6 protein-coding genes are annotated in these 23,830 nt (G+C 38.9%); all 6 read left to right on the forward strand.

Annotated elements, in window-relative coordinates:
* The first annotated feature begins 121 nt into the window (after positions 1 to 121).
* The 6 genes from IM500_RS08415 (at position 122) to IM500_RS08440 (ending at position 23,276) form a co-directional block, all read left to right on the forward strand.
* The gene (locus IM500_RS08415) at positions 122 to 10,555 is read left to right on the forward strand and encodes a non-ribosomal peptide synthetase/type I polyketide synthase (protein WP_287738115.1); all 10,434 of its coding nucleotides are present in this window, start codon (positions 122 to 124) and stop codon (positions 10,553 to 10,555) included.
* Positions 10,556 to 10,586: 31 nt separating this feature from the next.
* On the forward strand, positions 10,587 to 11,342 hold the full coding sequence (locus IM500_RS08420; protein WP_190723008.1) for an aspartate/glutamate racemase family protein: 756 nt from the start codon (positions 10,587 to 10,589) through the stop codon (positions 11,340 to 11,342).
* Positions 11,343 to 11,473: 131 nt separating this feature from the next.
* Positions 11,474 to 19,369, forward strand: coding sequence for a type I polyketide synthase (locus IM500_RS08425; protein ID WP_287738116.1), 7,896 nt, complete (start codon positions 11,474 to 11,476; stop codon positions 19,367 to 19,369).
* Positions 19,370 to 19,451: 82 nt separating this feature from the next.
* The gene (locus tag IM500_RS08430) at positions 19,452 to 21,212 is read left to right on the forward strand and encodes an ABC transporter ATP-binding protein/permease (RefSeq protein ID WP_287738117.1); all 1,761 of its coding nucleotides are present in this window, start codon (positions 19,452 to 19,454) and stop codon (positions 21,210 to 21,212) included.
* Between the two features lie 38 nt (positions 21,213 to 21,250).
* Positions 21,251 to 22,264, forward strand: coding sequence for a hydroxyacid dehydrogenase (locus tag IM500_RS08435; RefSeq protein WP_287738118.1), 1,014 nt, complete (start codon positions 21,251 to 21,253; stop codon positions 22,262 to 22,264).
* Between the two features lie 76 nt (positions 22,265 to 22,340).
* Positions 22,341 to 23,276 (forward strand): SAM-dependent methyltransferase, encoded by a 936-nt coding sequence (locus IM500_RS08440; protein ID WP_287738119.1) that lies wholly within the window; start codon positions 22,341 to 22,343, stop codon positions 23,274 to 23,276.
* Positions 23,277 to 23,830 lie beyond the last annotated feature (554 nt).

Below are 23,830 nucleotides of genomic sequence, written 5' to 3' on the forward strand. Positions count from 1 at the left end.
GGGGTTAAACTTTTGTTTATATTCACTGATAGCACAGCATCCTAATTTATGTTTAACGGCTTATAAACTTAGAAATTATCGAGAATAGGGCATGGTTGAGAGTATAGATTACAAAAAATTAATGGCAACGACCTTAAGCAAAATGGAGGTCATGCAGGCTCGTATCCATGAATTAGAGACGAGACAAAGTGAAGCTATTGCGGTGGTTGGGATGGCTTGTCGTTTTCCTGGAGGTATTAATTCCCCAGAAAAATATTGGAGTTTTTGTCAAGCCGGACTTGATGCTATAGTAGAAGTTCCTAAAAGCCGTTGGGATATCTCAAAACTGTATTCTCAAGAACCAACTTTAGGAAAAATGAACACCGCTTATGGGGGATTTCTTCAAGAGAATATCACAGAATTTGATGCCCGTTTCTTTTCGATCTCAGCAAGAGAAGCAGCCTCCATGGATCCTCAACAAAGGTTACTCTTAGAAGTTGCTTGGGAAGCGTTAGAAAATGCCAATTTACCTCTGAAAAATTTAGCCGATAATAAGGTAGGGGTATTTGTGGGGATTACTAGCATTGATCATGCTCTGAAGGTTTACGGCACAAACTATGATCAAATTGACTCTTTTTTTGGCACCGGTAATGCTCTAAGCGCAGCCGCCGGAAGGCTATCTTATTTTCTCAATCTTCACGGTCCTTGTCTCTCCCTTGATGCAGCCTGTGCATCCTCATTAGTAGCCGTCCATCAGGGGATTCGTAGCCTGAGAAATCGTGAATGTGAACTCGCTTTAGTGGGTGGGGTAAACCTCATTTTAGAACCCGCAATTACGATTAGTCTTTCTCAGTCGGGAATGATGTCCCCCGATGGGCGTTGTAAAACCTTCGATGCCTCTGCCAATGGATATGTGCGAGGGGAAGGCTGTGGGGTTTTGATTTTAAAAACTTTATCAGAAGCCCAGAAAAACGGGGATCAAATTCTTGCCCTGTTGCGAGGTTCGGCGGTGAATCATAATGGTGCTGCTGCCGGTTTAACCGTACCCAGTGGACCCGCTCAGCAAGAATTGCTCCGTCAAGCTCTAGCTGATGCCAGAATACTCCCGGAAGATGTGAGCTACATAGAAGCTCATGGCACAGGTACTTCTTTAGGAGATCCCATCGAATTGAATGCCATTGCCTCAGTTTATGGAAAGCGCTCTGACCCTCTTTATGTCGCCTCAGTGAAAACCAATATCGGCCATCTTGAAGCCGCGGCTGGCATGGCTGGAATGATTAAAACAATTCTGATTCTTCAACAGGGTGAAATCCCGCCCCATCTTCATTTCCAAAGCCCTAATCCTCTGATTAATTGGCAAGACCATCCTATTAAAATTCCTACTCAAAATATACCTTGGCCGAATAACAATAAAGTCCCTATAGCTGGGGTAAGTTCTTTCGGTTTTTCCGGCACAAATGCCCATGTCATTGTTCAACAAGCACCCGTCAGCAAAATCTCAGAAATTCAACAACAAATTCCTAGTCATCTCTTAACTCTTTCAGCCCACAACAAAACCGCTTTAAAAGAATTAGCTAAACGTTTTCATACCCTCCTAGAATCTCATCCTGAAATTGGAGATATTTGTTATAGTGCAGCTGTCGGCAGGATAGATTTACCTGAACGTTTAGCCATTGTTGGCGATACTTGTCCAGAATTACAACAAAGATTAGCCGCTTTTGCTGAAGAAAACCCGCTTGATGATTTGACTTTTTATCAACGTTTTACATCGGAAAAATCCCCTAAAATTGTTTTTCTTTTTACAGGGCAAGGGGCTTGTTATCCTGGCATGGGACATCAACTCTATCAAACTCAGCCGACATTTCGTCAATATATTGATCAATGTGCCGAAATATTAGCGAAGTATTTAGACCATCCTTTAACTGAAATATTATTTGGTGAACAGACCGATTTACTCAATCAAACCGCTTACGCTCAACCGGCTATATTCGCCCTAGAATATTCCCTAACAATGCTATGGAAATCTTGGGGAATTACCCCCAGTTTACTGATTGGCCATAGTGTGGGAGAATATGTAGCAGCTTGTATCGCAGGAGTATTTAGCTTAGAAGCTGGACTCGCCTTAGTTGTCAAACGGGGGCAATTAATGCAAACCACGACCTCTGGGAAAATGGCTTCAATTTTTGCTGATGAAGAGACAGTAATTTCCCTAATTAAAAATTATACTCAAACAGTTTCAATAGCTGCCATTAATCACCCTCAACAGATTGTTATTGCTGGAGAAAGTGCCAGCATTGAGGAAGTTATTAGCACCTGCAAAAAGCAAAAAATTCCCGCTCAATATCTCCCCGTTACTCAGGCTTTTCATTCCCCTTTAATGGAGCCAATTTTAAAAGAATTTGAAAAAGAGGCTCGTCAAATTTCTTATCAACGCCCCCAAATTCTCTTACTTTCAGGACTTAATGGAGAGGTTTTAGAAAATGCACCAGATGCCACTTACTGGAGCAAACAATGCCGAGAACCAGTAAGATTTTTGTCGAGTTTAATAACCGCTTTCAACAAGGGATATAACCTATTTTTAGAAGTGGGACCAAGACCAATACTGGCAGAACAAGGTCGTCGTTATAAAGATGAGGTCATCTGGTTAAGTTCTCTCAATCGTGGCTTAGATAACTGGCAGACAATTCTTTCAGCCTTGGCACAACTCTACCTCAATGGCCTGCCTTTCAACCCAGAACAATTCAATCAGAATTATGGCTATAAAAAAGTCAGATTGCCGAACTATCCCTTTCAAAGGAAACCTTTCCAATTTCAGCCTAATCCTCGAACAGAAAATCAGAGCATTGACAAAATATTCCTAGACTCACAAACCTCTAACCTTACCGATACCGAAACCACAGTTTTCAATATGCAAAAACATCAACAGGAAATCCGTAATCAATTAAAATCAATTCTAGCTTTACTGCTGAAAGAAGATGAGAACGATCTGCCGGAGGATGAGACATTACTAAACTTAGGAGCAGACTCAATTATCTTGACTGACTTTTCTCGCAAAATTGAAGAAAAATTTCAAGTCAAAGTGAAAATAGATCAACTGTTTACCGATTTACAAACTCTTGTTGATATCGCCGAATACCTCTGCCAATTTGTCAAAGAAAAACCCTTAGAAAATGCTTCAGAAATAACAGCTAAAGTTATCGATGAAGAGACAGAATTAAGCAATTATCTGCAAGTCATTGATCAATTGCAACCCATCGCTACAGCCTATATCATCAAGGCTTTAGAGTCCTTAGGTAAAAAACTTAATCAAGGGGAACAATGGACAATAGAAACCCTAAGACAAACCTTACCTGTTGCCCCCAAATATCACATTTTGCTCAATCGTTATTTGCAGGATTTAGAGCAAGCTAATATTCTTCAAAATCAAGGGAATATTTGGACTGTCAAAAACTTGCCTGAGTCTTTTTCCTTACCCCAAGCCCTACAAAAGCTAGAAAAAACTTGTCCATCTGCAAAACCTGAATTAGAAATGTTGCAACGCTGCGGCGAAAATTTAGCAGAAGTTCTCAAGGGAAATATAGACCCCTTGACATTAATTTTCCCAGAAGGTTCCGTTGCTCATGCAGAAAGTATCTATGGCAATTCTCCCGTATCTCGATTGATGAATCAACGAGTTGCCCAAGCTATTAACCAGATTTTAACGCGCTTTTCTAATAGTGATCGCCCCTATCAAATTCTCGAAATAGGAGGAGGAACTGGTGCCACTTCAGAAGCAATTCTTCACCACTTAAACCTCGATCATGTCACTTATTCTTTTAGCGAAGTTTCTCCCTTCTTACTGCATCAAGCTAGGCAAAAATTTCAGAAAAAATATAACCTAAACTTTCATCAACTAGACATTGAAAAGTCCCCCATTTCTCAGGGGATACCTGCCCATAATTATCATATTGTTGTCGCCGCTAACGTCCTTCATGCGACCCGAAATATTACAGAAACTCTAACCCATATTCGGGAACTTTTGCGCCCCGGTGGTTACTTAGTTCTCCTCGAAACCGTAGAAAATAACTCATGGCTGAATTTAACCTTTGGATTAACCCCCGGATGGTGGCGCTTTCAGGATCAACAATTACGCTCAGATACACCCTTATTAAGGGGTGAAAATTGGTGTTCCGTTTTAAAAAGTTGTGGGTTTGCTACGGCGAATAGTTTCTCTAAACAAAACAATATTCCCATTAACAATGGACAAGAATTAATTCTTGCTTGTGTGCCAGATGAACCCCTCTCAATTCCTGCAAGGACTAAGCTTACTGTCTCCGGTGAAAGCTCCGGTAAAGAAGCCTTAATGATGGCTCAATTACAATCTTTAAAAGACCTAAAAGAACTCCATGAGAAAACCATTATCAAGCAATTAGAAGTTCTTCAAGCTGCCCCCGTTTTTCCAGGTATAGTCCCCGAAATATTAACGAATCAGACTCAAATCATTCCTGCCCAAAGCTCTAAAATAGAAACTTACCCGCCGGTTTCTCAAGAGAAGCCCAAATCTCCTGAGAAACCTAGTTCTCCCAATTTAAACCCCTTAGCCTTAAAGCTGACTGAGAACAAATCCTTAACCGAACAACAACAAGCCTTTATTCAAAATTTACAGAGTATTTATAACCAGAAAACCGCCAAATCAAAAGCCTATTCACAAAATAGCCGTAAGACAATGGTAGATGTTAAACCGACCATTGACTTCCGCATGGCCTTAAAAGAATTTCAATATCCGATTGTTTCAGAATCCGCTCAAGGGGCTTATTTTAAGGACATTGATGGCAATAATTACATTGACTTAGCTATGGGGTTTGGGGTTAACTTTTTTGGGCATAGTCCTGATTTTGTCATTGAAGCGGTTCAAGAACAAATGAATCGAGGAATAGGCTTAGGAATGCAGTCAAATCTGGCTGCCGAAACCGCCGCTTTAATTAGTGAAATGGGCCGAGTCGAAAGAGTCGCTTTTAGTAATACGGGAACCGAGGCGATTATGGCGGCTGTTCGCATTGCTCGCTCCCGGACAAAACGTCAAAAAATCGTTATGTTCGCCGGCTCCTACCATGGAACTTTTGACGGCATCTTAGCACGAGTAGGAGAAGATAAAACCACTGCTCAACCCTTAAGTCTAGGGACCCCTTTAGGAATGGTTGAAGACGTAATAGTCTTGAGTTATGGAGTTGAAGAAAGCCTCGATATTATTGCTACTCATGCTGATGATTTAGCCGCCGTATTAGTCGAACCAGTTCAAAGTCGCAAACCCGATTTACAGCCTCAAGAATTTCTGCAAAAACTACGACAAATAACCCATAAAAAAGGAATCACACTCATTTTTGATGAAATTATTACCGGCTTTCGGATTGCTCCGGGAGGAGCGCAAGAATGGTTCAATGTTGAAGCTGATATAGTCATTTATGGTAAGGCCATTGGAGGAGGTTTACCAATTAGTATGATCTGCGGTAAAGCAGATTTCTTAGATACCGTTGACGGCGGTTTCTGGCAATACGGAGATGACTCTCATCCCCAAACCGAGTTAACCGCTTTTGGGGGAACTTTTTGTCGTCATCCTTTAGCCCTTGCTGCTTGTCGTGCTGTGCTTTTACATCTTCGGGAAAACAGTCCAACGATTCAAGAAAAAGTGAATCAATTAACTCATCGATTAGCCACCGAAGTCAATCAGTTTTTTCAAGAAATAGGCATTCCGATTCGGGTTGTTAATTTTGGATCTTTATTCCGCTTTGAACCCTTTGGAGCTTATAGTATCTTTTTACAACCCATCGAATTACCCCTCTTTTATTACCTATTAAATCTTAAAGGAATCTACACATGGGAAAAACGAGTTTGTTTTCTCTCCACCTGCCATACTAATGAAGATATAGACAAAGTTATAGTAGCCGTCAAAGAAGCGATTACGGAATTACAGCAAGCTGGTTTTTTTGCTAATGCTAAACGCCCTCAAGTCAAGAAAGAAGAAAAAAAGCCGCTTTCTGAAGATGAAGATGGTAGGGGACATTTACCATCTTTAAATCAATCCTTTCCCACCAGTGAAGCTCAACGTCAGCTTTGGTTATTAGCTGAATTAGACCGTAATGCTTCAGCATCCTATAACGTCACAACATCTCTAGAATTACGAGGTTCTTTAGATCTTTACATTTTAGAAAAAACGATTAATCAAGTTATTAATCGCCATGAAGCTTTGCGAACCCAAATTATAGAACAAGGAGAATTACAGGAAGTTGTCAATCAAGTTAAAATTAAATTAAACTTCATTGATTTGAAGGATGAAGATAATCCCGAAGCGACGGCCTTAGCGTTACGATCTCAGTTTTCCCAAAAACCCTTTGACTTGTCGATTGCTCCCTTATTTGCTGTGATTTTAATGCGCTTAAAACCTGACCATTATCTGCTGTCTTTAAAAACTCATCATATTGTGGCAGATGGTTGGTCACTAGGATTAATTTTGCAGGAAATTGGTCAACTTTATTCATCCCAAAATAACACAACTAAAGAGGTTCTCACACCACCGATGCAGTTTCGGCAATATTTAACTTTGCGAGCGCAAGAGACGCAAAGTCCACAAATGTTAGAGCATCGGGATTTTTGGTTGAAAACCTATCAGGAAGATCTCCCAACCTTTGAGCTTCCCACCGACTTTCCCCGTCCCGCCGTTAAAACCTACACTGGCGGACAAGAAAGTCAAGTCATTCCCTCTGAAGTTGGGCAAAATTTGCAGAAAGTAGGACGCAAAAATAAAGCTACATTATTTATGACGATGTTCGCCGCTTATACTGCTTTTTTGCGTCGAATTTCTGGTCATAAGGATTTAGTCATTGGTATTCCTATTTCTGGGCGACAAATAGAAGGCAGTGACAACTTAGTAGGCTTTTGTTCTCAATTTTTACCCCTGCGGATACAAGTCGATGCTACCACCTCTTTTATTGAACATTTACAACATACTAAACAAACCCTGATCGACGCTTTTCGCCATCAGAGTTATACTTTAGAGGATTTATTAGCAGCTTTACAATTACCTAGAGATTTTTCTCGTTCTCCTCTCATTTCTGTATCTTTTAACATGGATCCTAGTTTAACTCTGCCTGAGTTTAAAGACTTAAAAGTATCCTTGCCACCGTCACCAATTAGTTACACCCCTTTTGATCTAGGATTTAACTTAATTGAACTTAATGATAACCTCATTATTTACTGCAATTACAATACAGAACTATTTAAACAAGAGACAATTAAACAATTTATTGAAAGCTTTGAAATTTTGCTGAGGGGAATCATTGACGATGCTAATCATCTCCTTTATCAGTTACCTTTATTAACCCCAGTCCAACAAGAGAAGTTACTCAGACAATTAACGGGAAAAACTCGCAAACTCCCTGAAAAAGCCACCATCATTGATGACTTTGTAGCTCAAGTTAAATTAACCCCTAATGCTCCCGCCTTAATTGCGGGAAAAATTAGCCTTAGCTATCAAGAATTAAATGAAAAAGTCAATCGTCTTAGTCATTATTTACAGCAGGAATATCAGCTAGGTGTAGGAAAAGTGATTGGGGTCATGCTCCAGCGTAATCACCACTTAATCATCGGGATTCTGGCTACCTTTAAAACTGGAGCGACTTACGTTCCTATAGACTCTCAATATCCTCACAGTCGCATTGAGTTTATTTTAAAAGATAGTGGCTGTCATGTTTGCCTAACGGAGAGTAATTTTATCTCTAAGTTACCTGAAAAAATGGAGAAAATTTGCTTAGATAAAATCGATCCTATTGTTAACAAATATGACAAAGATGAGCCTAAAATATTCCGCAACTCTAGCCAAACCGCCTATATTTTCTACACTTCAGGTTCAACTGGTAATCCCAAAGGAGTCATGGGCCGTCACATCTCAATTTTGAATGTTATTCAAAGCTTACGACTTACCTTTGATTTAGATAAACATCCTGAATGGCGCTATATTTTCACAGCTGCTGTTACTCATGATCCATCTATTCGTAATATTTTTCTCCCCTTAACCATAGGTGCATCCCTATATATGTACGAAATAAAATATATAGGACATTTGGTTTCTTTCCTACAGGAAAATCAAATTAATGCCCTACACACCACCCCATCTATCTATCGAGAAATCTTGGGGCTACTTGAACCAGGAGAAACCATTTCCAGCTTAAAATATATCTCGGTAGGAGGGGAAAAATTAGATCGGGAAACTGCCTTAGCTTTGCGGAAACGTTTTCCGGCAGAAATTATTAGCAATGTTTACGGATCTACAGAAACTTGTGTGGGAGTATCCCAGTATGAAATCAAGGAAAACTTAGACAGCGAAATCCCCCTCGGTCAAGTTTTCCATAACAATCGCTTAGGGGTTCTTGATGAATTTAATAATCCCGTTCCCCTCCATGTAATCGGCGAAATTTGTGTAGAAGGTGCCGCCCTAGCATCGGGTTATCATAACCAACCCGAAATGACTCAAGAAAAATTTAAACCTAGCTTTCTTGATGAGACAAAAACTCTCTTTAGAACCGGCGATTTAGGCAAGCAAACTGCTCCCGGTATCATTGAGTTTATGGGACGAAAAGATAATCAAGTTAAGGTCAATGGTTATCGAATTGACCCCGGAGAAATTGAATATCAATTGACTCGCTATGCTCCCATTGAAAGAGCGATTGTTTTACCCGTTCAAGTTAATAATCAAACTCAATTATCTGCTTACTGTCAAACAGACAAAACTCTAGAAATTGCTGAGATTCGAGAATTACTTGCCAAATTTTTACCAGTTTATATGATTCCGAGTTACTTTATTTTTTTAAAGCAATTCCCCTTAACTCGACATGGGAAACTTGACCTGCACTCCCTGAGAGAACTCAGAGAAACTGGTAAATCTCTGGTGAATTCTAATTATGTTGCACCCCGGAATTATTTAGAATCCAATCTCGTTAGTATCTGGGAAAAAATTCTCTCTAAACATCCTATCGGTATTTTTGATAACTTCTTTGAAATTGGCGGTCATTCTCTACTCTTATCAAGGGTTGTAACCCGGGTTCATAAAGAACTAAATGTATCCGTAAAATTGGCTGACTTCTTTAAAGTTCCAACCATTGCTGGATTGGCGACTTTAATCTCCCAGACTCAATACAATTATCAAGAACCCATTTCGGCAATTCCCCCCCAAAAATCCTATCCGATGTCTCATGGTCAGCGTCGTCTTTGGGCTTTAGAATTTCTAGATCAAAATCATAATGCTTACGGAATGCCCAGTGCTTATCAATTCAAGGGCAATCTCAATATTGATGCTTTTGAAAATGCCTTTCAACAGTTAATTCAACGCCATGAAATTTTGCGGACTACCTTTACTTTAATCAATAATCAACCCCGTCAAGTTGTCCATAATCAAATGAACTTTGTCATTAAACAAATAGACCTGACAGCTTATGTTAGCACAGAACAAGAAAACTTGATCGAAGAAGCGATCAGCCATAATGCCAAAACGACTTTTGATTTAGAAGTCGGACCGTTACTTAAAGTTAACTTACTTAAACTAAGCCAAGAGAATTACATCGTCTTGTTTAATATGCACCATATCATTTCTGATGGTTGGTCAGCCGGGGTTTTAATTAAAGATTTCCTCAGCCATTATCACGCCTATGGACAAGAAAATTCCCAATTAATGCCCCCTCTCAGAATTCATTATAAAGACTATACTTCTTGGCAAGAAAGTCAATTAGAAACCTCGAAACTTCAAGATCAACGGGATTACTGGTTAGCTAAATTAACTCCTGTCCCTGTGCGTCTTAACTTACCTGTTGATTATCCGCGCCCACCTGTTAAAAGTTTTCAAGGAAATACAATTACATGGCAACCTGAACCGGAATTGATCGATACTTTTGAGAAGTTAATTAAAGCACAAGAAGCCAGTTTATTTATGGGTTTAGTTAGTTTGGTTAAGAGTTTTCTATTCCGTTATACTGAGCAAAATGAAATTACAATCGGCTCTGCTATCGCCGGCAGAAATCATCCTGATTTAGAAGATCAAATCGGATTTTATGTTAACACTCTCGTCCTGCGGGATCAGATAACAGATCACGACAGTTTTACGGATCTCCTTAGCAAAGTAAAAACCACCACTTTAGAGGCTTATGATAATCAAGACTATCCCTTTGATCAGATCGTATCTGATTTGAATTTACAACGAGATCCTAGCCGGAATGCTCTCTTTGATGTGGCAATTGTCCTGCAAAATAATCAAAATATAGATCTGGCATTGAACGGAATTACAGTTAACTCCATTGACCCCAAAATGATGACCGCTAAATTTGATTTAGAATTTATCTTTGTTGAGGAAGAAGAACTTTATCTCAAGCTAATCTACAACACAGATATATTTATCCATGAGCGAATTTTATTGCTCATAGATTTGTTCAAAAACTGGCTAGAGCAAGTTTTAAAATTTGCCCATGAACCTTTGATCAACTTATCCTTAGCTTCCTCAGAAAATCTTATTCAAGAGGGGCAGGATCTGTTCACAGAAGATTTTAATTTTTAGTCAACAGCAATTATACGAGCAGGAGATTTTAATGAAGACAAAACTACCGATTCTTGGCGTTTTAGGGGGTATGGGCCCAGTGGTTACCGCCGAATTTCTTAAGTCGATTTATGAATATAATCCTTTTATTGATAAGGAACAAGAATCCCCTAATGTCATCGTTTTTTCTCTTCCCTCTGCACCCGATCGCACAGGTTCTATTGATAGTGGAAAAGAAAGAGAATTTATTGATTTTATCCAAGTCAATCTGGAACATCTCAATAAACTGGCTGATTGCATAGTCATTGGCTGTTGTACGGCTCATTATGCTCTACCTCAGATCTCCGAAAATCTGAAGGATAAACTTCTTTCCTTAATTAAAATAGCGGATCAAGAACTCCAAGAATATAATGAACCTACCCTTTTACTTGCTAGTACAGGGACTTACCAGAAAAAATTATTTCAGGAAGGCTGTACCACCGCAGATCTGATTATTTCTCTCTCAGAAAGCGATCAAAAGTTGATTCATGAAATGATCTATAAAGTGCTAAAAAGAGGACACGATCCGTTAAGTATTCTTAGGGATATAGAAGCATTATTAGAGAAATATAACACTCGCTCCTATATTTCTGGGTGTACCGAATTTCATCTCTTAACAAAATCTCTCAAACTCAAAGGAATTGACTCCATTAAAGCGATCGATCCTTTAAGTACCATCGCTCAAAACTTTTCTCAGTTAATCATCAAACAAGCTCAGGTAGACCGAGGGACCGACTGCCATCAACCTTCAACCCCAAAAAGCCCTTGACCATCGCAGCCCTAGGAGGTACAATTCAAACTTGAATTGGCCACTTCTGACTTTTAACTTGCGCGTAGCGATATACTGATTCATAGGGTTTTCGAGATTGGTTCTATTTTTGATTAAGAGGTGTAAAAAAAGTGTCTAAGCATTCAATCAGTTTTGGAGGACAATTGGAAGATAATTGGCGGACTCTGTCAGAAGTCTTAGAAACTGCCACTAAACATAATAATCATGGAATTACTTATATCAAAAATGACGCAACTGAATATTTTCAGAGTTATCAAGACTTATATCAAGATGCTCTCGTTATTTTAAATGGACTGGAACAACAAGGAATAAAATTAGGGCATAAAGTCATTCTACAAATTGCCAAAAATCAAGACTTTATTCCCGCACTCTGGGCTTGTTTTTTAGGGGGAATTATTCCAGTTCCTTTGACCGTTGCTCCTAGCTATGATCTGGAAAATTCTGCCGTCAAAAAACTAGAGAATGTTTGGAAAATTTTAGACAATCCTTTGATATTATCCGATAGTGAACTAATTACTGAAATTGAAAAATTAGGAACTTCCTCTCATCTAGAAGGGTGGCAAGTTATCTCAGTTAATGAACTCAGAAAAGCCACCTCTAAAGTCCATCAATTGCCGATTCTTGATCCACAAGCTCCAGCCTTATTACTCTTTACTTCGGGTAGTACAGGTATGCCCAAGGGAGTAATATTAACTCATCATAATATTCTGTCCATGACTGCTGGTACAGTGGCAATGAACCACTTTACCCAACAAGAAGTTACCCTTAATTGGATGCCCTTAGATCATGTAGGAGCTATCGTATTTTTAGGAATTATGGCGGTAGATTTGGCTTGTCATCAAATTCACGTTCCGATGGAATTAGTCCTACGCCAACCCCTCCAATGGTTAGAACTCATTCAAAAGCATCAAGTAAGCATTTCTTGGTCCCCTAACTTTGCATTTTCCTTAATTAATCAACAGGCAGAAGAACTTAAGCACGCCTCTTATAACCTCTCCTCAATGAAATTTTTAGTGAATGCTGGCGAGCAAGTTTCAGTAAAAACGATTCGCCTATTCTTAGAAATTCTTGAAAAACATCAACTACGGGAGAGAGCGATTAAACCAGCTTTTGGCATGACTGAATCCTGTTCTGGGATTACTTGGTCAGCCGGTTTAAGTAAAAATGAACTCACCGAAGAAAATAGTTTTGTCTCTCTAGGAAAGCCGATTCCTGGAGCAACTATCCGGATAGTCGATCAGGAAAATAATCCTTTACCTGAAAGAGAAATTGGAAAGCTTCAAATTCAAGGTAATTCTGTTACTAAAGGATATTACAATAATACTGAACTCAACCAGGAAGTTTTTCAAGAAGGGTGGTTTACTACGGGAGATTTGGGGTATTTATTTAAGGGCGAACTCTTTATTACTGGGCGAGAAAAACAAGAAATTATAATTAATGGTGTTAATTACTTTGCCCATGAACTTGAAACAACAATCGAAGAATTAGAAGGGGTTAAAGTATCTTATACAGCCGCCTTTGCCGTCTTTGATCAAAGTCGAGAAACTGACTTATTAATTATTACTTTTAGCCCAGAATCTGATCAATTTGAACACTGGATAAAAGTTGTTAGAAAAATTCGCAGTCATTTGACCCAAAAATTCGGAATTGCTCCAGCTTATGTCATTCCCTTAGAAAGAAATTTAGTTCCTAAAACCTCTATTGGCAAAGTTCAAAAATCTAAATTAAAAAAGGATTTTGAACAGGGATTATTTAGCAGCCGTATCCAAGAAATAGATCAATATTTAGCAAAAGAGCGTCAGAAAAATCAAACCTTACCTCAATCAGAAAATGAACGTCAAATAGCAGCAGTTTGGAGTGAAGTTTTACAGTTAACCTCAGTTGGTTTAGAGGATAACTTCTTTGAACTAGGGGGACATTCTATACACTTAATCCGAGTTCAAAATGAACTTGAAAAACTTTTTAACCGTCAGCTATCCCTTGCTGAAATGTTTAAAAATCCTACCGTTGCCACCCTAGCCCGTTGCTTAAGCGAAGAATCAAATACCACTCAAGTTATAGCACAAAAAAGCCGTCAACGTGCCGAAAATCGGATCCGTCGCCATAATGAAACCCATGACATTGCAATTATTGGTATGGCGGGGCAATTCCCAGGGGCTAAAAATTTAACAACCTTCTGGGAAAATTTAAAAAATGGAATCGAAACTATCTCTTTCTTTTCGGAAGAAGAATTACAAGAATCGGGAGTGTCTCCAGAACTCTCGAATCAGCCTAATTATGTTAGAGCTAGACCAATTCTCGAGCAAGTTGAATACTTTGACAGCGAATTTTTTGGCTATACAGATAGAGAGGCAGAATTACTAGACCCTCAGCAACGTTTACTTCTTGAATGTAGTTGGGAATGTTTAGAAAACGCCGGTTATAATCCTAGTACTTATCAAGGATCAATTGGTATATTTGCTGGCGCAAGTATGAACACCTATTTGATCAATAATTGTTATCCTAATCGGGGTCAATTAGATAGTAATGACGAGTTACAACCCTTCACACTAGATTCAACGGGAGGGTTTCAAACAATGGTAGCTAATGACAAAGACTATTTAACAACGCGAATTTCTTATAAACTAAACTTACACGGCCCAAGCGTTAATGTTCAAACTGCTTGCTCTACTGGATTAGTTGTAGTTCATCTCGCTTGTCAGAGTCTAATTAGTGGAGAAAGTGACATGGCTCTAGCTGGAGCTGCTTCAATTAATTCTCCTCAAAAAATTGGTTACTTATATCAAGAAGGACTGATCATGTCTCCTGATGGTCATTGTCGCGCCTTTGATGCGGAAGCAAAAGGGACTATTTTTGGCAGTGGAGTAGGAGTAATTCTGCTCAAAAGATTGTCAGATGCTTTAGCCGATCATGACCATATTTATGCAGTTATTAGAGGCTCTGCTATTAATAATGATGGTGGCCAAAAATTAGGATTTACTGCGCCTGGTGGAGAGGGTCAAATTGCTGCCGCTACGGAAGCCCTAGCCTTTGCCGGTGTTGATGCTAATACAATTAGTTTTGTGGAAGCTCATGGCACAGGAACCCCCCTTGGAGATCCCATTGAAGTTGATGCTTTAGCTAAAGTTTATCAGGGTGCAAATGAGGGAGAATGTGCTTTAGGTTCAGTAAAAACCAATATCGGACATATGCAGATTGCTTCCGGTATTGCTGGTTTAATTAAAGCGACTTTAGCCCTCAAATATAGAGTTATTCCGCCTACATTACATTTCCAAAATCCTAACCCTCAAATTAATTTTTCTCAGACTCCTTTTTATATTAATAATGAAGCTATTTCTTGGACTACTAAGCAAGACAAGGACGAAAAATTACCCCGACGGGCAGGGGTAAACTCTTTAGGTATTGGCGGGGTTAATGCTCATGTTATTCTAGAAGAAGCTCCTCCCATTATTCCTCAAGACAATCAGAGCAAACGTCCCTATCATTTGCTCACCCTTTCCTCTCGAACCGAACCAGCTTTAAAAGAGTTAGTAAGTCGCTACATAGACTTTTTAGAAAGTCAACCTGAAAAGGATATGTCTGATGTAGTATTTACGGCAAATACAGGCCGAGTTCATTTCTCAAATCGTTTAGCCTTAACTGGCTATAAAAACAGTGATTTTATTGAACAATTACGTCAGTTAAAGCAACTAGATTATCAGTCAACTATTCATGGTATAGTTGATGAAAAAAGACCGCCTAAAATTGCCTTTTTATTTACAGGACAAGGTTCTCAATATGCAGGGATGGCTCATCAACTCTATCAGACTCAACCCACCTTTAGAAAAACTTTAGACGCAGGGGAAAAATACTATCAAAAACTAACGGGTAAATCCCTACTAAACGTCGTATTTGCCGATACAGATGACCCCTTAAACCAAACCGCTTATACCCAACCGGCACTATTTCTGATTGAAGTTGCTCTCGCTCAATTATGGCATTCTTGGGGAATTCAACCAGCCGCCATTTTAGGGCATAGTTTAGGAGAATATTCTGCTGCTTGTTTTGCTGGCGTTTTTGATCTTGAAAGTGGCTTAAAACTGGTCACCCATCGAGGCAATTTGATGGGGCAGTTACCCCAAAATCAAGGGGAAATGGCCGCTATTTTTCTCGATAAGAACTCAGTTATTGAGCAGTGCCAAAGCCAAGGCATAAAAATCGCTATTGCTGCCATTAACGCGGAACAACATACCGTTATTTCTGGAGAAAAAAGCGTAATTCAAAAACTCTGTAACCATTTCACTAATGCCGGGGTGAAAGTTCGTCAACTCAAAGTTTCCCATGCTTTTCACTCCCCTTTAGTAGAGCCAATGGTTGCAGAATTTAAAACGATTCTTCAAGAGATTTCTTTCAGTCAACCTCAAATTTCTCTGGTCTCTAACCTAACAGGAGAAATTGCTGATGACAGCATTATGACTCCTCAGTATTGGCTTCAACATTTACTAAATACGGTACAATTTCATCCAGGGGCTTTATTCCTACAATCTCTCGGATGTGATACCTTTATTGAAATTGGACCTCAACCTATTCTCTCAGGAATTGTTCAATCATCCCTATCTTCATCTGAACCTCTAACTCTACCCAGTTTACGCTCAGGATCTTCTGATTGGCAAGTTTTATTAGAAAGTCTGGGCAAACTTTATGTTCGCGGTGCAAAGATAGACTGGTTTAGTTTTGATCAAGACTATCATCCTAGACGATGTGCTTTACCTACTTATCCCTTTCAAAAACGTCAACACTGGATTCCTTTAAAAACCCCATCTGCAACTGTTCCACAGGAATCTAATCTAGTCAAAATGTTATCTGAAAAGGACAAAAATACTTTGATGCAAACCCTCTTAGAAACAGGTCATTATTCTGAAGATGAAAAACCAACAATATCCGCCATTGTTCAACAGTTGATTAAACTCTATTATCAGGAAAAAGAGGACTTTAATTTTGCCAAATTACTTTATCAAGTAGCTTGGCTTCCCTGGGATTTAGCCAACGGTAAGCTACAAAATTTGACCCCCCTTAAAACTGATTTAGAGGTTTACTTAGAACCCCAATTACACTCCTCAGAATTGATGGGAGTTTCTCTCGCTTTTTCCGAAATGGAAAAACTGGCAGCTGACTTTGTTGTTAAAGCTCTGAAAGATTTAGAACTCTTTCAAATGAATACCTTTCTTGATCCCGATCAAAGTTTTATTCAAGCTGAACTTAAACAAGAATATAAATCTTTCTGGAATCATCTTCTAGAAATATTAGCGAAAGTCGGCATTTTAGAAAAGCAAAATACCCTATGGAAAATTGTTAAAGAACCCGAACACTCTAATCCTGATTTAGCGGTAGAGGATTTAATCAATCATTATCCTAATGCTCAAATAGAACTCAATCTATTTCGACAAGTTGCCACAAATTTAGCAGCCATTATTACGGGAAAAATATCTCCTTTATCTATCCTATTTTCTCAAGATGGACAAGGAGGAGCCAGCGAGTTTTATAAAAATACATCTTCGGCAAAAATTCTCAATCTGGGTATCTCTAAAACCGTTGAACTTCTCCTCTCAAGTTATGCTCCCTCAGCCTCCCTCCGCATTCTCGAAATTGGCGCGGGAACTGGAGCTACAACCCAACAGGTTCTTAAAGCTTGTAACTCTCGTCAAATTACCTACACATTCACTGATGTTTCCCCCTTCTTTCTAGAGAAAGCTAGAGATAATTTAGCTGAATTTTCTGGACTAGAATACAAAGTACTCGATATTGAAAAAGCTCCGAAATTACAAGGGTTTTGCAGTCATTCTTATGACTTGATTATCGCAGCTAATGTCTTACACTCTACCGCCAATTTACAAGAGGAAACCTTGCCTCATATTCAAAGTTTACTACGTCCAGGCGGTCATTTATTACTGTTGGAATTAACTCAGCAATCTTCCTGGATTGATTTAATCTTTGGTGTCACTCAAGGTTGGTGGCGTTTTAGCGATTATCATTTGCGCCCAAATCATCCTATAATTACAGCATCGACTTGGGAATCTATTCTGCTTAAATCGGGTTTTTCTCAGGTAGAATTTGTTTCTCCTGATCAAAAAATAGGTAGTGTTTTATTTCAGCAAAGTATTATTCTGGCTCAAAGTTCAGAAATCTCCCCTAACACCGCTAAAAACTGGCTAATTTTTACTGATATTGACCCAGAACAAGATACTTTTCCCTTAGGGATTCAAGAGCAACTACTTAAAAAGTGTGATTCCTGTCGGATAATTTATCAAGGGGAGAAAAATACACAAATATCATCTTTTGAGTCTTGTTTGAATGCTAATCAACTACAACAATTAGAGGAATGGTTTGCGTCAAATCCATCTCCAGATCGGATCATTTATCTTTTGAATAGTGATGGCAAAGAGCAACCAGAATCCATTTTATTGAATCGCTGTAACTATCTTTTAAATCTTCTCAAAGCTATTCAAAAAATCCCTAATCCTCCTCAATTATTCCTTGTCACTCAGGGGGCCCAACCCTTTGAATTAGAACAGCCTTCTTTAGGGTTTCAGTCTCCTCTTTGGGCAATGGGGCGTGTTATTGCCCTAGAAAATCCGCAATTATGGGGAGGTATGCTGGATCTTGATCCCGACGTTGATATTAATCAAAATATTACCGCATTACTATTAGGATTAACTCATGCTCACGATGAGGATCATTTGGTCTTCCGCAAAGGTCAAGGCTATATTGCTCGTCTGCTTCCTCTCAAGTCTCTAGAGACAACAACCGTTAAGATTCAACCTGAGGCTACCTACCTAATTACGGGAGGAATAGGACATCTAGGCTTAGAATTGGCGGAACATTTAGTCAATTTAGGAGCAAAACATCTCATTTTAACGACACGCCGCTCATTACCGGCTCGCTTCCTGTGGGATTCAGCAACCGAATTAGCCCAAATATCAGAAAAAATCAGAAAATTAGAGGAAAAAGGAGCATCAATCGAAGTTATTTCGGCAGACGTTGGCAATTTTGAGGCTATGCAGGCCATATTTACCCAGATTGAAAAAACCGCTTATCCCTTGCGTGGCATTTTCCATCTTGCCGGAATCTCAGGCCGACAAGCTCAATTAAAAGACTGTACTTTGCAGGATCTCGAAGCAGTTTTTCAGGCAAAAGTTAAGGGTTCTTGGAATTTACATCAACTATCTTTGGGTACTCAATTAGACTATTTTGTGCTGTTTTCTTCGGCGGGTGCAATTTGGGGGGCAAAGGAACAAGGCTTATATGATACTGTTAGTCATTGGCTGGATGCTTTGGCTCATTTCCGTCATCTTCAACAACTTCCTGCAACGACTTTAAATTGGGCATTATTGGCGGGTCATGGTATAGTGTCTCAAGACTATGAGGACTGGCTCAAACAGATTGGCATCAGGGAAATTGCTCCCGATATGGCCTTGAGGGTGATGGATGCTATTATGGCTTCTAATCAAACACAAGTTTTAATCGCTGATGTGGATTGGGTTCGTTTCAAAAATATCTATCAATTTAAAGGCGAGAAACCACTCCTAAAAAATTTAGGACTCTCAGAAATTCCCATTAAGTCTGTTCAAGAATCATACTCTGTACTGCATCTTTTAGAGGATATTCCTTTAGGAGAACGTCGGGAATATTTGTTAGAATATGTTAGCAAACAAGTCAGAATTATTTTAGGGATTAAATCTATGCCAGATTCAGAACAAGGATTGATAGAAATGGGGATTGATTCCTTATCCTCTATTGAATTGAAAAATCGTTTAGAGAAAGGATTAGAAGTTCTCTTACCCACTTCTTTAGTCTTTGACTTTCCTAATATTAGACGCTTAGTTGATTATCTGTTTGACCGTATTTTCGGTGAAAAAGTTCAAAAAACAGCCGAGAAGATGATTAACTTCACTGAAGTTCAGCAGGAGATTAGTGAGGATTTAATCTTACAAGAACTTACTGATTTGGAGGCTTTTTTAGGAGATTAAATAATCCTAAGCCTTGAAGTTAGAAAGCTTGAAATTTAAAAAAATTCAAGGCATTTCCTAAAAGTTACCCTATATTCAAACTATGCAAACTACATTTTTTCAACAAGAAACCGTAAAAAGCTCTCATCAATTTTTTGACAATCTGAAATTGATTGCCGGTCCTTACTGGTATCCAACTGATCCTAAAGAAGGAAGAAAATTTTCCGAGGTAATAAGTTCATGGGGAATGCTGTTTCTCCTCCTTTTAGTAATTGTTGGACTGGTGGCCTCTAATGCAGTTAATAGCTTCGTTAATCGCTATTTAGTTGATGTTATTATTCAAGATAAAAATGCCTCTAAGTTTCTGACAATTTTATTATTTTATGGCTTAGGATTACTTTTAATTACCCTGTTTACTGCATTTTCTAAATTTGTTAAAAAAAGAATTATTCTGGATTGGTATGAATGGCTAAATCAGCAGGTTATTACCCGATATTTGAGCCATCGCGCCTATTATAAAATTAATTTTAGATCCGATGTGGATAATCCGGATCAAAGGATAGCTCAAGAAATAGAACCCATTGCTAGAAATGCTGTTAATTTTGGTGCTGTTTTATTAGAAAAAGTCTTAGAAATGACGACTTTTTTAGTAATTCTTTTTTCGATTTCTCGACTAGCCGCCTTGATTTTAGTGGCTTATACAATTGTCGGCAACCTAATTGCTGTTTATTTAAGTCGAGAATTAGATAAGATTAGTCAAGAAGAATTGGAATCCAAAGCTAATTACACCTACACTTTAACTCATGTTCGGAATCATGCTGAATCTATTGCCTTTTTTCAAGGCGAAAATCAAGAGTTGAAAATCATTCAACGTCGATTTAATAATCTCGTCAGAAATTCTCTCAGTAAGATTGATTGGGAGAGAAATCAAGACATTTTTAGTCGAGGTTATCGCTCAGTTATTCAAATATTTCCCTTTGTCGTCTTTGCTCCAGCCTATATTCGGGGGGAAATTGATTTCGGACAAGTTAATCAGGCTATTATTGCTTGCAGTATGTTTGCTAATGGTTTTTCTGAGTTAATCCTTGAATTTGGTTCTTTGGGCAGATTTTCCAGTTATGTTGAGCGTCTATCTGAATTTTCGTCGGCCTTGGAAGAAATGGACCGACAACCCAAGGATGCTAGTACCATTAAAACCCTTGAACAAAATCAGATCAAGTTTGAGGATGTTACTTTACAAACACCGGATTATGAAAAGGTAATTGTTCAACATTTATCCCTATCTATCGAACCAGGCGAAGGTTTATTAATTGTCGGACCGAGTGGACGAGGTAAAAGTTCTCTATTAAGAGCTATTGCTGGCTTATGGAATGCAGGAACTGGTTGTTTAAAACGACCTCCCTTAGAAGAATTTCTCTTTTTACCTCAACGTCCTTATATTATTTTAGGAACTCTCAGAGAACAGTTACTTTATCCTAAAACAACCCGTGAAATGACCGATGGAGAACTTGAATCCGTTTTACAACAAGTTAATCTTCAAAATATAGCCACAAAAGTTCATGGCTTTGATGCGGAAGTTCCCTGGGAAAATATATTATCTTTAGGAGAACAACAACGCCTTGCTTTTGCACGATTGTTAGTAACCCATCCCCGCTATGTAATCTTAGATGAAGCCACAAGTGCTTTAGATTTGAACAACGAACAAACCTTATATCACCAGTTACAAAAAGCACAGACAACTTTTATTAGCGTAGGTCATCGAGAAAGTTTATTTAAGTATCATCAATGGGTCTTAGAACTTTTAGAGGATTCTAGTTGGCGACTTGTTTCCATAGATGATTATCGAGCCTCAAAATCTCTGTAACTGTTTCATTGCTAAAACTCAATTTAGGAAAAATTACGATGACTACTACTTCACCAAAAACTCTGACTATGGATATTCAAAAACACAGGGTTCTTTTAATCGGAAAAATGTATGATGAAGCGGGGCAAAAACTTCTTGAAGAATCTACTAATATAGAGATTTTGTCCAACCCTACACTGGATAAAATTAATGAGGCCATTCAAGAAGTATCTGGCGTATTTGTGCGTTATCCTAATAAGTTAGAGGCTTCATCAATCCGATTAGCAAAACAATTAAAAGTAATTAGTACCTCTGGATTTGGCACAGATTCTATTGATATTATGGCAGCAACAGAACAGGGGGTTATCGTTGTTAATAATCCCGGAATGTCAACTACAGCTGTAGCAGAACACACCTTATCTATGATTTTAGCCCTTGCTAAAAAGCTCCCTTTTTTAGATCATTGTGTGAAAAAGGGTAACTATTTAATTCGCAATCATATCCAACCGATTCAACTCGAAAACAAGACCCTTGGTATTGTGGGTTTAGGAAGAATTGGTACTCTGGTGGCTCACAAATGTAACCTAGCACTGGGGATGAGAGTATTAGCTTATGATCCCTATGTTCCAGCCAGCAAAGCGGAGACAGTAGGAGCAACTTTGGTCAAAGATTTAGATGTTCTTCTGGCTGAATCGGACTTTGTTTCTTTGCATACTGAACTAACAAGTGAAACGCGGGAAATGTTTAATATCTCAGTTTTTAAAAAGATGAAACCAACAGCTTTTTTAATTAATACCTCCCGGGGAAAGGTCGTTTGTGAAAAGGATTTAGGGATCGCCCTTAATCAAAAATTGATAGCTGGATGCGCCCTCGATGTCTTTGAACCAGAACCGCCGGCTTTAGATAATCCTTTATATAATTTTGAGAATGTCATTCTCTCACCTCATTTAGCCGGAGTAACCCCTGAAGCGAGTCTAGCGGCTGCTGTTTCGGCGGCGAATCAAATATTACAAGTGCTTCAGGGAGAGAAGCCTCCTTATATGATTAATCCGGAGGTGTGGAATCTTTTTTAAAGCATCTAGAGAATCTCAGGGATTCGGTTAATTAAAAATGGCAATATTTCTGCAAAATCCTTAGGAGGATAATAATTTGGAAAACATCGGCAAAATTCCCCTCAAAGATGAATGGCGTAATCGCTGGGCAATCATCAAACAATTTATCCTTAATCCAGCTCGAGAAATGGCGTTTTTGCAAGATCAGTTTCAAGTTTCTGAACTGTATACTAATATAGCGAAACGCGATCCTCATCTTCATGATCCTAATTTTCCCCAATGGCTTAATTTTGGTTATTGGCAAGAAGAAACAACTTATAACGGAGCTTGTGCCGCTTTAGCGCGTAAATTAGCCGAAGTAGCCGAACTTAAAGCCGGAGATCACCTTTTGGATGTGGGTTTCGGTTTTGCTGAACAGGATTTACTCTGGGTAAGGGAAAACAATGTTGGCTCAATTATCGGTCTAAATACAACCGAGTTACAAGTAGAAATTGCTCAAGAAAGAGTAGCTAAAGCAGGTTTATCGGACAGGATAAAACTTCAAGTCGGCTCGGCTACTCAAATCCCCTTTCATGAGAATTCTTTTGATAAGTTGACCGCTTTAGAATGTGCTTTTCATTTTGACACTCGTGAGGATTTTTTTGCGGAAGCTTTTCGAGTTTTGCAGCCCGGTGGAAGGTTGGCTATAGCGGATTGTTTGCCTAGAGTGGGTCGAGAAATTAACTTCTGGCTGCGGGTTAATAGTAAGAAAATGTGTATTCCCTTTGCTAATCAATACGACCGACATACTTATGTGGAAAAACTCAAAAAGCATGGATTTGTTAATATCCAAGCTTTATCTATTAGTGAATATGTTTGGCCGGCAATGGTTCATTATTTTGCCCAGATTAGCCAAGGGATTAGTAAGCATGATTTAGTTATCGATCTCCAGAAAGATAACCCTGGACTTGAAGCTTGGTCAAGCAATCGGGGTTGGTTTATGGCGTTTGATGATTATCTTTTGTTTTCGGCAGAAAAGCCTAAATTAAACTGAGTTCGGTTTAAGCAGATTGATGTAAAATCCAGTCCATCGGTAGGGGGGACTTCTTGTTAGCGATTGCCTATTAATACTAAATCCGTTCAGTATAGGCTACATATCAGGACAGGCACTCATGCAAAAGGCAAAAGTGGGAATAAATAATCAGTCTTTAATAACCGGATTTAGTATATAGCATTTCTGATTCACAAGAGGTACATTCCCGATCCTGAACAGCTTAATCAGCAAAGGTTTAAGTGTGCCGCACAGATGCGAGAAACGCTATAAGATATCCATTCAATCCGTGAAGTTGTTCAATTATCAACAGTATATCGCCAAAATAGAGAGAATAAACCCAATCCTTTGGCGAGAAAATAGGATTGAGTTAATAAGTAGTTAGGCGTTAAAAACTATCAGACACCCCCCTTATCAAGGGGGGATTAAGGGGGGATCGACACCCCCCTTATCAAGGCTATCCATTAGTCACATCTTTCTTAACATAAAATTTGACAAAAAGAGAAAAGTGTGCCAGATGGCTCAAGGGGGTTCTATGGGGGGACTAATTTGATGAG

The sequence above is a fragment of the Microcystis sp. M179S2 genome (genome assembly GCF_020245805.1).
GTDB lineage: Bacteria > Cyanobacteriota > Cyanobacteriia > Cyanobacteriales > Microcystaceae > Microcystis > Microcystis aeruginosa.

Coding starts and splice junctions, on each gene's coding strand:
- IM500_RS08415 (WP_287738115.1), top strand. CDS start 122: ATGGCAACGACCTTAAGCAAAATGGAGGTCATGCAGGCTCGTATCCAT.
- IM500_RS08420 (WP_190723008.1), top strand. CDS start 10,587: ATGAAGACAAAACTACCGATTCTTGGCGTTTTAGGGGGTATGGGCCCA.
- IM500_RS08430 (WP_287738117.1), top strand. CDS start 19,452: ATGCAAACTACATTTTTTCAACAAGAAACCGTAAAAAGCTCTCATCAA.
- IM500_RS08435 (WP_287738118.1), top strand. CDS start 21,251: ATGACTACTACTTCACCAAAAACTCTGACTATGGATATTCAAAAACAC.